The organism is Exiguobacterium sp. CH10, from assembly GCF_018617635.1.
GTDB lineage: Bacteria > Bacillota > Bacilli > Exiguobacteriales > Exiguobacteriaceae > Exiguobacterium > Exiguobacterium aestuarii_A.
This window is the reverse complement of record NZ_JACSKO010000001.1, coordinates 1281917-1295057: the sequence shown is the minus strand read 5'-3', so window position 1 is coordinate 1295057 and position 13141 is coordinate 1281917. Positions and strand designations below refer to the sequence as shown.

At 47.3% G+C, this 13141-nt stretch carries 19 protein-coding genes and 1 riboswitch; of the genes, 15 read left to right on the top strand and 4 right to left on the bottom strand.

Annotation, left to right across the window (positions count from 1 at the left end; translation table 11 throughout):
• The first annotated feature begins 10 nt into the window (after positions 1 to 10).
• The 3 genes from KNP04_RS06500 (at position 11) to KNP04_RS06490 (ending at position 1123) form a co-directional block, all read left to right on the top strand.
• Positions 11 to 349 carry a zinc ribbon domain-containing protein YjdM gene (locus tag KNP04_RS06500; protein WP_214785216.1) on the top strand — a complete coding sequence of 113 codons (339 nt, stop codon included), beginning with the start codon at positions 11 to 13 and terminating at the stop codon, positions 347 to 349.
• A 115-nt stretch (positions 350 to 464) separates the two neighbouring features.
• Positions 465 to 851 (top strand): hypothetical protein, encoded by a 387-nt coding sequence (locus KNP04_RS06495; protein WP_214875096.1) that lies wholly within the window; start codon positions 465 to 467, stop codon positions 849 to 851.
• An 89-nt stretch (positions 852 to 940) separates the two neighbouring features.
• The gene (locus tag KNP04_RS06490) at positions 941 to 1123 is read left to right on the top strand and encodes a DUF6440 family protein (protein ID WP_214875095.1); all 183 of its coding nucleotides are present in this window, start codon (positions 941 to 943) and stop codon (positions 1121 to 1123) included.
• 66 nt (positions 1124 to 1189) lie between these two features.
• On the opposite strand, the gene KNP04_RS06485 is transcribed toward KNP04_RS06490, so the two are convergent.
• Positions 1190 to 2647, bottom strand: coding sequence for an aldehyde dehydrogenase family protein (locus KNP04_RS06485; RefSeq protein WP_214875094.1), 1458 nt, complete (start codon positions 2645 to 2647; stop codon positions 1190 to 1192).
• A gap of 253 nt (positions 2648 to 2900) precedes the next feature.
• Between KNP04_RS06485 and KNP04_RS06480 the strand changes: the two genes are divergently transcribed.
• Positions 2901 to 3578 (top strand): YjjG family noncanonical pyrimidine nucleotidase, encoded by a 678-nt coding sequence (locus KNP04_RS06480; protein ID WP_214875093.1) that lies wholly within the window; start codon positions 2901 to 2903, stop codon positions 3576 to 3578.
• Here KNP04_RS06480 and KNP04_RS06475 read toward each other — a convergent pair.
• The gene (locus tag KNP04_RS06475) at positions 3575 to 4027 is read right to left on the bottom strand and encodes an NUDIX hydrolase (RefSeq protein WP_214875092.1); all 453 of its coding nucleotides are present in this window, start codon (positions 4025 to 4027) and stop codon (positions 3575 to 3577) included. The two genes, KNP04_RS06480 and KNP04_RS06475, sit on opposite strands and share 4 nt — an antisense overlap.
• Before the next feature lie 55 nt (positions 4028 to 4082).
• On the opposite strand from KNP04_RS06475, the gene KNP04_RS06470 reads away from it, so the two are divergent.
• Genes KNP04_RS06470 through KNP04_RS06460 form a run of 3 tightly spaced genes read left to right on the top strand, consistent with a single transcriptional unit; the run spans position 4083 to position 5712 of the window.
• Positions 4083 to 4685, top strand: a complete 603-nt coding sequence (locus tag KNP04_RS06470) for a pentapeptide repeat-containing protein (RefSeq protein ID WP_214875091.1) — start codon at positions 4083 to 4085, stop codon at positions 4683 to 4685.
• Positions 4682 to 5509, top strand: a complete 828-nt coding sequence (locus KNP04_RS06465; protein WP_214875090.1) for an aminoglycoside 6-adenylyltransferase — start codon at positions 4682 to 4684, stop codon at positions 5507 to 5509. The genes KNP04_RS06470 and KNP04_RS06465 overlap by 4 nt, the downstream gene beginning before the upstream one ends.
• A gap of 50 nt (positions 5510 to 5559) precedes the next feature.
• Entirely contained in the window at positions 5560 to 5712 is a 153-nt protein-coding gene (locus KNP04_RS06460) for a hypothetical protein (RefSeq protein WP_012727577.1), read from the top strand.
• Positions 5713 to 5719: 7 nt separating this feature from the next.
• On the opposite strand, the gene KNP04_RS06455 is transcribed toward KNP04_RS06460, so the two are convergent.
• Positions 5720 to 6124 carry an ion channel gene (locus KNP04_RS06455; RefSeq protein WP_243834781.1) on the bottom strand — a complete coding sequence of 135 codons (405 nt, stop codon included), beginning with the start codon at positions 6122 to 6124 and terminating at the stop codon, positions 5720 to 5722.
• Between the two features lie 127 nt (positions 6125 to 6251).
• Positions 6252 to 6356, top strand: a riboswitch (TPP riboswitch).
• Positions 6357 to 6444: 88 nt separating this feature from the next.
• Between KNP04_RS06455 and tenA the strand changes: the two genes are divergently transcribed.
• The 8 genes from tenA to KNP04_RS06415 all read left to right on the top strand — a co-directional run bounded on the left by tenA (position 6445) and on the right by KNP04_RS06415 (position 12693).
• Positions 6445 to 7119 carry a thiaminase II gene (gene tenA / locus KNP04_RS06450; protein ID WP_031421962.1) on the top strand — a complete coding sequence of 225 codons (675 nt, stop codon included), beginning with the start codon at positions 6445 to 6447 and terminating at the stop codon, positions 7117 to 7119.
• Positions 7116 to 7907, top strand: coding sequence for a hydroxyethylthiazole kinase (gene thiM, locus KNP04_RS06445; protein ID WP_214875089.1), 792 nt, complete (start codon positions 7116 to 7118; stop codon positions 7905 to 7907). Before tenA ends, thiM begins: the two co-directional genes overlap by 4 nt.
• A complete protein-coding gene (thiD, locus tag KNP04_RS06440; RefSeq protein WP_214875088.1) occupies positions 7904 to 8743 on the top strand; it encodes a bifunctional hydroxymethylpyrimidine kinase/phosphomethylpyrimidine kinase in 840 nt (279 codons plus the stop codon). The genes thiM and thiD overlap by 4 nt, the downstream gene beginning before the upstream one ends.
• Positions 8712 to 9353 (top strand): thiamine phosphate synthase, encoded by a 642-nt coding sequence (gene thiE, locus KNP04_RS06435; RefSeq protein WP_214875087.1) that lies wholly within the window; start codon positions 8712 to 8714, stop codon positions 9351 to 9353. Before thiD ends, thiE begins: the two co-directional genes overlap by 32 nt.
• Positions 9354 to 9378: 25 nt before the next feature.
• Positions 9379 to 10017, top strand: coding sequence for an SDR family oxidoreductase (locus KNP04_RS06430; RefSeq protein ID WP_214875086.1), 639 nt, complete (start codon positions 9379 to 9381; stop codon positions 10015 to 10017).
• A gap of 112 nt (positions 10018 to 10129) precedes the next feature.
• Positions 10130 to 11695, top strand: a complete 1566-nt coding sequence (locus tag KNP04_RS06425; RefSeq protein ID WP_214875085.1) for a sensor domain-containing diguanylate cyclase — start codon at positions 10130 to 10132, stop codon at positions 11693 to 11695.
• Positions 11696 to 11737: 42 nt separating this feature from the next.
• Entirely contained in the window at positions 11738 to 12187 is a 450-nt protein-coding gene (locus KNP04_RS06420; RefSeq protein WP_214875084.1) for an OsmC family protein, read from the top strand.
• Between the two features lie 62 nt (positions 12188 to 12249).
• On the top strand, positions 12250 to 12693 hold the full coding sequence (locus tag KNP04_RS06415; protein ID WP_214875083.1) for a GNAT family N-acetyltransferase: 444 nt from the start codon (positions 12250 to 12252) through the stop codon (positions 12691 to 12693).
• On the opposite strand, the gene KNP04_RS06410 is transcribed toward KNP04_RS06415, so the two are convergent.
• Positions 12690 to 13136, bottom strand: coding sequence for a DUF4385 domain-containing protein (locus KNP04_RS06410; protein ID WP_214875082.1), 447 nt, complete (start codon positions 13134 to 13136; stop codon positions 12690 to 12692). The two genes, KNP04_RS06415 and KNP04_RS06410, sit on opposite strands and share 4 nt — an antisense overlap.
• Positions 13137 to 13141 lie beyond the last annotated feature (5 nt).

The following is a 13141-nucleotide window of genomic DNA, read 5'->3' as shown; positions in this document are numbered from 1 at the left end:
AGGAAAACATATGAACGAGTACCCGAATTGTCCAAAATGCCAATCGTCTTATGTATATGAGGACGGTCCACTGCTCGTCTGCCCGGAATGCGCCTATGAGTGGTCACCGAGCGAGGCTGCCGAAGCGGAAGCAGCGTCCCAAATCAAAGACGTGAACGGAAATCCACTTCAAGATGGAGATACTGTCACTGTCATCAAGGATTTGAAAGTGAAAGGTACATCGCTTGTCGTCAAACAAGGAACGAAAGTAAAGGGGATTCGCCTTGTGGACGGCGACCATGACATCGATTGTAAAATCGAGGGTCTTGGTGCGATGAAACTGAAGTCAGAGTTTGTGAAGAAAATTTAGCTTAAAGCCAGACTGTCGACGAATTGAGGCGTGAAATGCACCTTGGTTCGTCTTTTTTGTAAATTGTGACTTATGATAACATGTAAGCGTATTCAAAGTGTAAAGGAGGGAGAACATGTTATTGAAGAAAATGATTATCTTCCTCAGTGTGATTTCGTTATCTATATTAATGGGATGTGGTCCACAAGAACGAGAACTCGTTGTTGGCAATTATACTGATGCACAAACGATTGTGTACTCTGAAAACACGGTGACAGATAAAGAAAAGATTGATGACTTCAAAACGATGATTGAAGCAAGTTCAATCACGAACGAACGTCCAAAAGGGCTTCCTCAATATGTAGTGACCATCAATAACCCAGAGGAATCCACGATGGAATTGATGGTGAACTTTTGGAAAAATGACAACAATGAGTTCGTTTTTTCAAAAGGTATGGAAAGTAACGAATATTTTAAAATTACTGAAGAACATATCAAGGATGTAAATGAATTCTTAGAATGATTCAAATGGTAAAAAATAGTATGTGCCTTATGTAGATATGAGATGATGATGAAGGCATTCTAAATCAAAAAAGAGGAGGAAGACATTTCGTGGGACAACGATTTGTATTGAAGTCAAAACAGCATATGAGTGGTGGAATTATAAAAATTGTCATGGATAGCTATACAGGCGTTCACTATTTGATGACTAGCGGCTTAGGATTGAGCGGAATGACGCCTCTCTTAGATGAACATGGAAAAGTCGTCATTGAGAAGCCGAAATCGACTTCGTGAAATCGTGGAGTATAGAGTCCATACAAAAAACCAGGCTGATCAGCCTGGTTTTTTGTATGGATCGTCTTATGAGAAGAATGGTTTATACTCGCGACGTTCATGCATGACGGATACCCATTGGAGCGTCGTGAACTCCTCGAGTACCCATTCGCCGTTGAAACGTCCGAGACCAGAGTTTTTCTCGCCTCCGAACGGCATGTGCGGTTCATCGTTGACCGACTGGTCGTTAACGTGAATCATGCCGGTTTCGACTTTTCGTGCGAAATTAGTCGCACGGTAAACTGAACCGTGGACGGCACCGCTTAATCCATACGGCAATTCATTCGAGAGACGGAGTGCCTCTTCGTCATCTTTAAACGAAAGGATGACCGCAACCGGTCCGAAGATTTCATTTTTCGCGAGTGGCATGTCATTCGTGACGCCACTGAGGACGGTCGGTTCGAGAACGTTGCCGTCGGCTGTCCCGCCAGTATGGACGGTCGCACCTGCATCGACGGTTTTCTCGATTTGCTCTAAGATACGATCGATTTGATTGTGATCGATGAGCGGACCGACTTGCGTGTCTTTTTCGTTTGGGTCACCCGCTTTTAACTGTTTAACACGCTCGACGTAACGTTCCACGAACTCGTCATGAATCGATTCAGCGACGAGGATTCGGTTCGTCGACATACAAATTTGCCCTTGATGGTAGAACTTGCTGTATACCGCAGATTCGACGGCACGGTCGAGGTCAGCATCATCGAGCACGACAAACACGTTATTCCCACCGAGTTCAAGAGCCGTCTTTTTCAATAGACGACCGGCTTTCTCTGCGATTCCTTGACCGACCTCGGTCGAACCTGTGAACGAGATGAGACGCGGAATCGGATGTTCAACAATCGCATCGCCGATTTCGGACCCTCGTCCGACGACGACATTAAGTACGCCTTTTGGAAGTCCCGCTTCTTCAAAGAGCGATGCGAACAGAAGACCACCTGTGACCGGTGTCGCTGTAGCTGGTTTGACGACGACCGCATTCCCGGTCGCGAGAGCCGTCACGATTGAACGAACAGCCAAATGGAACGGGAAATTCCAAGGACTGATGATTCCGATGACCCCGAGTGGTTTACGATAAACCCGGTTCTCTTTGTTCGGCACGACCGAAGGTTTGATGAGTCCGTCCATACGGAATGGGAATGTCGCAGCTTCTTTGATGATAGCCATCGATGCGGCAAATTCGCCTTCTGCCTTGATTCGTGTACTGCCAGACTCTTTCACGAGCCAATCGACGATGAGTTCCTTGTTGTCCATCGTCACCTGGGCAAACTTCTCGATCAATTCCCGTCGTGCTTGCGGAAGCATGTCAGCCCAGTCCGTCTGAGACGTTTTGGCTGCTTCATAAGCACGATTCAAGTCATCTTCATCCGCTGACTGAATCGAGAACAGTGTCTCGTTCGAGAAGGGATTGACGTTGTCGATCGACTTCTCACTTGATCCGCTTACCCACTCACCATTGATGTACATTTTCGTAAAATCTGTATGCATGTAGAACACTCCTTTGTTTTTCTTCACCATAGGAAGTATTCACTTATTTTATAAAAATAAACATCTTAATCGGTCGAGTGATTAGGTTTGAAGCATGACGTTTGGGACAGATGAGGGAAGCGGAGAGGTCTGTTAGCAAGAGTAGAAACATATCATTACTAGAACTCAAGTTTAGGTTCATCCGTCGCCACTCTTTTGAAGTTCCTGAATACTTCCTGTACAGTTAAGACGAAGAGAGGGGTTAGAAAGAAATATGAAACGTTATGAAGCGATTTTATTTGATATTGATGATACGTTATTAGATTTTAAACAAAGTGAGCACGTCGCCTTGGAACAATTACTCGCATCCTACAATGTCCGGATGACGGATGAAGTGAAGGCGCGGTATGTCGACATTAATAGCGGCCTATGGCGCGCATTTGAGCGCGGCGAAGTAGACCGTGAAGAAGTACTCGTCGGTCGTCACACGAAACTGTTCGATTCGCTCGGACTCACGGTCGACGGTCCGCAGGTCGAACAGCAGTATCGAGACTACTTACATGCAGGCGTACACATGATCGACGGTGCGTTAGAGATTATCCAAGCGCTGAGCGCGGACTATCCGCTCTATATCGTCACAAACGGTGTGACGGAGACGCAATTCAAGCGGTTAGAGTCATCGGGACTATTGCCGTACTTCCAAGACGTCTTCGTATCGGATGCGACCGGATCGCAAAAACCGATGAAACCGTTCTTTGACTACGTCTTTGATCGAATTCCGAACGTAAAGCCAGAGAAAGGTTTAATCATTGGCGACTCAGTCACGGCAGACATCGCAGGCGGGCGGATGTACGGCCTAGATACATGTTGGTTCAATCCGAATGAAGTGGCTGCGACGATGGAGTCGACGTACGAGATTCGACATTTAAACGAGTTGAAATCTCTTCTCTAAGTTCTCGGATTTAGTGAATGAGACGGCAAACGATTCGGCAGTTGCGCGAGTACTTCTGGATAGAGTGTAACGTCTCGAAGACGGTCAAGTTTTTGCCAACGATAGATGAGGTGGTCTCCTTCAGGTCCATAAAAGTCTCCGTCTTGGAGCGGGAGGTCACCGTCTACATAAAAGTACAATCCAATCTCATGAAACGGTTGGTCGTTGTAGGTAAATAAGTTCTCGTGAACGAAGGCGAACGCGGTATCGGTCACGTGCATATCCAATTCTTCATGTAGCTCGCGTATGAGGGCGGTTGCGGCTTCTTCACCGAGGGTCACGCGACCACCAGGCAGTGCCCAAAAATTATCTCGGACGTTTCGGTGAATCAATACGTGTCCGTCTTTCACAAAAATACCGGCAACGCGGTAATTGAAAACGCCTTGTTCAGTCGGAAATACGAGGTCCATCTATATCACTTCCAATCTTTGTAATCTGTTCTAGTATACCTGAAGGAGGAATCTTATGTTTCAACCACATACGCAATATCGAGATGAAGATTTCCGCGACGTGACATTTCGTGACGAAGAGCTGTCACATGTCACGTTCGAGAACTGTCGCTTCACATATGTCGATGCGACGGAGCTACAAACGGAGCGCTGTCAGTTCATCAACTGTGATTTCACCGATTCGAAATGGAATGCGTCCCGTCATGTCGGCAGCTCATTTTTAAATTGTCAGTTCCATGGTGCCAATTTGTTCACGAGTGAGTTTGAGCAATGTAAAATGACGGGGTCTTCCTTTGAGGAGAGTCAGTTTGAGGGCGTCCGTGTAACAGAAGGTGACTGGTCATTCGTCAACCTTCGTCACGTGTCGCTCAAGAAAATGGATTGGTCCCATGTTCGTTTGGTCGAGGCGGACCTGTATGGTACCGATTTGACCGAAACGGTTTGGTATCAGGCGGACTTGTCACGGGCGACACTTCAACATGCGGTATGCCGTGGTGCCGACTTCAGAGGAGCACTTGTCGATGGGGTTGATTTTTCGAACGTGACGTTACAACAAACAAAACTAGACGCGATGCAGGCGGTTCAAGTCGCACGCTCATTGGGGGCGATTATAGAATGAAACCGGAACAAATTATTGAACAGTTGATTGCGTTTGCGAAAGAACGTGAACACATCCGAACGGTCGTTTTGAACGGTTCGCTCGTCAATCCGAACGTCCGACCAGACCCATACCAAGATGTCGACCTCACTTTTTATGTGGAAGATGTACAAGTGGTTGCGACCGATCGCTCATGGATCGACATGTTTGGAGAAGTCTTGATCATGCAGACACCTGAAACGTCTGATCCCGAACGACATGTGGCATTTTTGGTGCAATATGTAGACGGACACCGTATTGATTTGACGATTCGAAGCACTGAGCAGCTTGAAGAGATGCTCAAAGCCGATTCGCTCAGTCAGATCGTGTTTGACCGAGACCATCATCCAAGTGTGACACCGTCAGACAACACATACCGTGTGACACGTCCATCTGTTGATGAGTATGCGGCTTGTTGGAATGAATTTTGGTGGGTGTCACTCTATGTTGTCAAAGGAATCAAACGACACCAGGTGTTATACGCGCTCGATCATCTCGACATCATGCGAAATATGCTTCGTCAGATGATGGAATGGAACATCGGCTATGCAACAGACTTTTCTGCGAATCTCGGGAAGTCGGGCGACGGGATGCGCGACCACTTGCCAGAAGAATTGTGGGAGATGCTCACGGCGACGTATGCCTCGGCTGAGCTGAGCGCGATTGAAGACACGCATGATCGCCTGCAATCACTCTTCTTCTTTTGTGCACAGCGTGTCGCGGAACAAGGTGAGTTCGTGTTCCGGGAAGAAGAAGCCAGACGCGTCCGTGCCGCATGTGCAACACTTCGACATTCGAACGATTAATGAGGCCGTGAGCCGGGAAACGCTCCTTATAGAGAAAGGAGCGTTTTTTCATGAATCCATATACGACATTTATTGCTCTTCTAGTCGGAAGTCTTGTCCTCTTTGTCGGCATTCGCTTAAAAAAATGGCCGATTATTTTGGTCGCGATGCTACCACTCGGTCTCGTCGCATTTAATATGTTCTTACTCATCACGGGGCGCTAGGACATATTCACTTGTCTTTTTGATACATCGATTTGATGAAGAAGGCACTCGGTAACAAAATGCCGATGGCGCCTTCGATGATGGCGAATAATCGGGTCAAACCAATCGGCAACAAATCACCAAATCCGATTGATAATAAAGTGACCCCGCTGAAATACAGGAGGTTTTCCCAAGTCGGTTCAACGGCATTCATGGATTCGAGTGAAGTCACAAGAATGACTGAATCACGAGACAAAGCATAATAAATCAATGTGAATCCTAACATGACACCAAATAGGCTAACGAACAACTGAGCGAACAATCTCCCGTCAAATCCTGTTTGCTTGTACGTTTGACGTTTGAAAAACCAAAACACGTTCAAACTGATGAAGAGTAATGCAATGGTTAATAAAATCGTATTCAATCCGGACACATCCTTTTCATGTAAATGAGTTCATTTATCCATTCCCGAAGCGAAGAATGAAAAACAGAATCGGAAAAGGTTTGCAATTGATGAAAAGATTGATAGAATGTGGTCGAAGACGACTGAATTTCATAATGTTTGCCACTAGGGGAGTCGCGTCACGCGGCTGAGATGGACAAGGTCCAGACCCTTCGAACCTGATCTAGTTCACGCTAGCGTAGGGAAGTGGGCGAGACGACTCATATGGCTTCACCTAGATATGACTGTTCGAGACGCCGCTTCCGTTATGGGAGGCGGCGTCTTTTTATCTGTTATAAGGGGGAGTTATTATGAAATTTACAGATCACTTACGTCAGGAAGCGGATGGATTGTTTGAAGCAAGCTTTCATCATCCGTTCGTTCGTTCACTCGGAGAAGGAACGCTCGATGAGAAAAAGTTTAGACATTACGTCATGCAAGATTCGTATTACTTGAATCAATTCTCGAAAGTACAGGCCAAAGGGGCGACGCTCGCACCGACGATGGAACTATCGAGTCGCTTTTTGACACATGCCTTACACACGATTGAGGCGGAACTCTCACTTCATCGTGAGTTCTTTACGATGCTCAACGTGACGGATGTTGAACTGGCGACATTTGAACCGGCACCGACCGCTTACGCGTACGCGCTTCATATGCAACAGGCAGGACCGACTCTCGGTGACGTATTGGCGTCAATCCTTCCGTGTTATTGGGTGTATTACGAAATCGGTGAACGCTTAAAAGATAAACGACCCGACCATCCGATTTATTCAGCTTGGATTGCGACGTACGGTTCGGAATGGTTCCGTGAGCTTGTGGAAGAGCAGATTGATCGGTTGGATGAATTGGCTGGACAAGCAACGGAAGAAGAACGCGTGCGTTACACAAAACTTTTCTTGAAGAGTTGCTACTACGAAGTCGCATTCTGGGAAATGGCATGGACGCTCGAATCATGGACGTTGTCACAGGAGGTCAACCAATGAGACATGAGATTTGGAGTGAGATTCGAAAACAGGAACCGTTGATCCACAACATCACAAACACGGTCGTCGCCAATTTTTCGGCGAATGGACTGCTCGCCATCGGTGCCTCTCCCGTCATGGCAGACGCGATTGAAGAAGTGGCAGAGATGACCTTTGTGAGCGATGCGCTCGTGTTAAACATCGGGACACTCGGCACGATGACTGAGGCGACGATGATTCGTGCGGGACAAGCGGCGAACGAAGCGGGATGCCCGATTGTACTTGATCCGGTTGGAGTCGGGGCGACGTCATTCCGCCGGGATGTCGTCGAGCGTATTTTGCGTCACGTCCGTGTCACGGTCATTCGGGGAAATGCAGGAGAAATTGCGACATTGATAGGTGTCGATTGGGTAGCGCGAGGTGTCGATGCGGGTGACGGAGCATGCGAACCGCGACAATTGGCGCTTGAAGCAGCGAAACGATACGGGTGCGTCGTAGCCGTAACTGGAAAAGAAGACGTGGTCAGCGACGGGAGTGTTGTCATGGAAGTACGCGGTGGGACAAAACGGATGACTGAGACGACCGGTACGGGATGCTTACTTAGTGCGGTCGTCGGGGCATGTCTAGCAGTCGAAAAGAATGCGCTCAAGGCGACGGTGACAGCCGTGTCGGGATATTCCTATTGCGGGGAGTTGGCGAGCGAACGGGCAGAAGGACCGGGAGATTTTCCGATTCATTTTTTAAATGCCCTCCATCAATTGACACAATATACAATCCCGACGAATCGAATCGAGGTGTCGACATCATGAGACCGCAAGTATTGACGATTGCAGGGTCTGATTCAGGGGGCGGAGCTGGTATTCAAGCCGATTTAAAAACATTTCAAGAGCTCGGTGTATTCGGGACAAGTGTACTTACCGCCATCACAGCCCAGAATACACTCGGCGTGCATGGGATTGAAACGACTTCCGTGGAAATGATTACGAAGCAACTCGATGCGGTGGCAAACGATTTTCAGATTACGGCATGTAAGACAGGCATGTTGGTGGATGCGGAGCGCATTGAGACGGTAGCAACAGCACTTGAACGTCATCGTTTCCAACACGTGGTCGTCGATCCTGTCATGGTGGCGAAAGGAGGCGCTTCTTTGTTGCAAGATAGTGCGATCGAGGCACTTCGTACGAAATTGTTACCATATGCGACGGTCGTGACACCTAATATTCCTGAGGCGGAAGTGTTAGCCGGAATCGAGATTCGGACCGAGTCAGACCGAATGAAGGCCGCTCAATCGATTCGGGAACTCGGCGTCGATGTCGTCATCATCAAAGGTGGACATATGGAAGGTGTGGAGGCCGTCGATTTGATTGTGTCCGAATCTGAAGCGTTTCAAGTGAGAGCACCCCGCATCGAGACGAAAGACACACATGGAACGGGATGTACGTTCTCTGCAGCCTTGACGGCTGAGCTGGCATATGGGAAGACACTTCGTCAAGCCGTCGTAGATGCGAAACAATTTATCCATCAAGCGATTACGCATGGATTATCGATTGGACAGGGACATGGACCGACGAATCATTGGGGACATCGTTTAGCGAAAGAAGAGGTGATTACCGTTGACGTCATGTACGAAACAAGCACTCGCTAAGCAACTTCGTCTTTATTTTGTGTGTGGGACGACGGATACATCTGATTTGGTGGCAACAGTCAAAACGGCACTTCGATGTGGTGTGACATGTTTTCAATTTCGCGAAAAAGGTAAAGATGCATTGTATGGAGATGAAAAAGAAGCGATGGCGAAGGAGCTCCAACGTGTATGTCGACAAGCGAATGTTCCATTCATCATCAATGACGATGTGAACTTGGCACTCTCGATTGATGCGGACGGTGTGCATGTCGGACAAGACGATTTGCCTGCCGAATGGATTCGTGAACAATTGGGACCTGACAAATGGTTAGGGGTCTCCGTCCATACGATGGAGGAAGTCAGTGCGGCTCTTCCGTTCGCAGATTATGTCGGGATTGGTCCGATTCATGCGACGAAGAGCAAATTAGATGCGGGACATGTGCGTGGTACGGAACTGATTCAACAAGTTCGTCAGCACTATCCGCGGCTTCCGATTGTGGGGATCGGAGGTATTATTCCGGAGCATGTTCCTTCAATCCTTTCTGACGGGGCAGACGGCGTTGCCGTCATCTCTGCCATTGCTTCTGCACCGGATGTAGCAACAGCTACCCGGCGTTTCGCTTGTCTCTGAATTTAATTCTTGAGGAGGAAGACAGATGAACGTATTTGTAATCGGTGCAAACGGCCAGATTGGCCATCAGTTGGTGGAAAAGTTACACAATGAAGGAAAGCATCACGTCACGGCGATGGTGCGTAAAGAAGAACAACTCAATGACTTCAAGTCAAAAGGATACAACGCCGTACTCGGTGATCTCGAAGGCTCGGTAGATGATTTACAGAAAGCAATCGACGGAATGGATGTCATCGTGTTCGCAGCCGGTTCTGGTGGAAGCACTGGAGCGGACAAGACACTCTTGATCGACCTAGATGGTGCAGCGAAGAGTATCGAAGCGGCACAAGCGAATGGGAACATCAAACATTTCGTTATGGTCAGCGCCTTGAAAGCAGAGGATCGCTCAGCTTGGCCAGATTCGATGAAACCGTACTACGTAGCGAAGCATCATGCCGATCGCTTACTAGAACAGAGTGGACTCACATACACGATTGTTCGTCCGGGTGCATTGACAGATGATGCGGGAACGGGCAAAGTGAACACGCAATTCGAGGGAAGTGGAGAGATTCCACGCGAAGACGTGGCATCATTCTTGGTGCATGTCCTTCATAACCATTCAAACGCGCAGAACAAAGCAATCGATTTGATTAAAGGAGATACTCCAATCGAAGAAACGTTATAAGTGTGTGACACCAAGAACGGGATGTGAACCATCCCGTTTTTTGTCGCGTTAAAGAGGGAAAAGAACGCAGAATAACGAAATAGAAGAATACGAACAGGTGAGGAGGCTCCGTATGACCGAGATGTTTATTTATCTGATGGTCTATTTGTTACCGTCATTTTTGCTCGGATTTTTAGCACTCGATGTCTTTCAACGAAATCCGAATAAAGTGGAGCATCGTTTGCTGAGCCTGTTTGTGTTCGGTTATTCGATGCTCTTCTTGGCCGAATTTGTCCGCCATCTTTCTCCGATTGAATACAGTCCGGCACTGATTGCGTATTGGTTTGGGAATGCCGGAATCTTCATTTTTATTTTTTCCGTACACTTCATATTAAATATTACAGGTGTCGGCGCAAAGGCACCGAAGTGGCTGTATCCATGGGTCGTTTACTTACCGTTGATTCCAGTCGTGTTGACGTATCTTCGACGAGAGAATATTACAAACAGTCAACAGTTTGAACAGGTGGGGATTTGGATTTATCCCGAATTCAATTCTTCGTATTTGATTACATTGACTGTAGGGAATATCTTCCACTCCCTTATTATTTGTCTTATTTTTTATGCGCTACGACGAACGGAGCGCAAAGAACACGAGAGAGTATTGCGCATGTTATTTTGGACGGCAATCGTCATATTAGTGTGGGATATCGTATTTGGTTATTTTCAATTCCGTGGGTTCATTCCGCCGTACTCTTATATGTATGGAGGACTCGTATGGGCAGTGGCGCTCGTCATTGCAATGAATCGTTTGGATTTCTTGACCTCTTATGTGAAGCGATACGGGACACTGTATAACTTGAATCCATCTGCCATCTTGTTGATTGATCCCGATGGAAAAGTGGAAAGTGCGAATCCAGCAGCGCGCACACTCTTTCATACGGTCCGTGTCGTGAATGAACGCTTTGTCGATTTATTACCTGAAAAGAAAAAGGCGGAGTGGATGGAACATTATCATCAACATGTGCGGACACGAAAGAAGTTTTTAGAATTCGAGACGAAGATTATGACGAAATCCGGGCAAGAGCGATATGTCGTCATTGATGGGGACTTTGTTGATATCGACCGAACGATTCATGGGATGATTATCATTCGGGACGTCCATTCGTTCAAAGAAGCCGAGCAAACAATCCGTTTCTTTGCCTATCATGATCCACTGACGAAGTTGGCCAACCGACGTGCGTTTTATGAACGAGCAGACCATGTGTTGCTAAGTTCCACAAGGCTGTCTTTATTGATTATTGATTTGGACGGTTTTAAAGCGGTCAACGATACGTACGGTCACCAGATTGGAGATCACTTCTTGACTCATTTGGGTGGATTGTTGGAAGCGTCGACGCGAGAAGTAGGCTTGGCCTCTCGTGTCGGAGGCGATGAGTTTTATATCTACTTAGTCGACCTGACGGAATCGGAAGTACTCGCATTTATTCACGAACTTCAGATGACGTTGAATCAGAATCCATATAGAACGTCGGATGTGACGATTCCAATCCGTGCAAGTATCGGGGTCAGTCATGCGCCGGACCAAGGGACGGACTTGGATACGCTGATTCATAAAGCGGATCAAGCGATGTACCAAATCAAGCAGGACGGAAAAAATGATTATGCGATTTATGACGAGGCGTTACATGGTCCGAAATAAAGGGAACATAGAAATGTTTGATTATGGAGAGGAGGATGCAACATGTCAGAAAGACCGTTAGTGACGATGCGCGCCGAAGGAGAAGCGGGAGGCGTTAAGACGACTGTACGTGTAGGCGAGCACACCCCATTCATCGTAGATGAGCCAGAACGACTCGGTGGAACGAATAAAGGTCCGAACCCACTCGAGTATCTTCTCGGTGCCCAGTCATCCTGTACGACCATTATGATTGCGTATGCCGCTCAAGACTTGAACTTTGATTACGAAGGGGTCGAGTTCGTGACAGAAGGAACTCTCGATCCACGAGGATTCCAAGGGATGGAAGGTGTCCGAACTTATTTTGAGTCGACTCATATGAAAATCGTACTAGACACGACCGAGTCGGATGAACGGATTGACAAATTACGAAAAGCTGTCGAGGCACGATGTCCGATTCATAATCTGATGCATGCAGCAGACGTGGCGATGACGGCAGAATGGACTCGAAAATAAGGATGAGGGCGACCTCATCTTTTTTACATAGAAATCGTGAAAAGAGTTCGGAGGGAAGACGAATGTATCACCGACCGATGACGCTTGAATGGGCAGGTCAAATTCAAGAATGGACGTACGGAGCTCCTTATGACTTTTATAATCAGTCGCCTTCTGAAGAGGGAATTGACGAGTTGATGACATATCAGGCGATGTTAGAAGATCATGAGCTGATTGGATTTTATTGCATCGGTGCTGTTGCACAAGTGCCAAATTCGACATATCCGTATTCGTCAGACTTTACGGACATTGGGTTTGGGATGCGACCTGATTTGACGGGAAAAGGATATGGAAAATCGTTTGTGACATACGTCATGGAGAGAGCGGCGGAACGGGGGGGACCGCTCCGTCTGACTGTCGCCTCTTTCAACGAGCGTGCGATTCACCTATATGAAACGCTTGGATTTCATACCATCACATCGTTTGAGCGAAGTGAGGTTCCGTTCCAAGTGATGGTGCGCGATTAACCATATTGTTTCTGATGTGCCTTTTTACGTCGTAAATAATCCTCATCGGCACGGAGTTGATCCCAATACATTTTAAAGATGCGGGCAGACTCTGCCTTCTCTTCGTCGATTTCGCGCTCGTGGATGTCACCATCTTCTTTATATTTACGTCCTCCTTTATAATTGGCGTAGCGTCGAGCCCGCGTGTAGCCCATTTGGATGAACTTTCGGGCCATGTCCATCCCGACGAAATCATCGTTTGCGCGATACGCTTCAAACAATTCCATGATTTCTTCAGCGGATTGCTTGGCAATCTCTGGCGTCTTGAATCGCCAATGGGGCAAAATCTCACTTTTATACGGTTCGACGAGTAGTACTCCTTGTTCGCCACGCCCGACTCGGTACAGTTCGGGTTGTTGTCGAAAGTCGATTTCATCGAAGTTTAAATCATAATCAAATGGCATGTTCA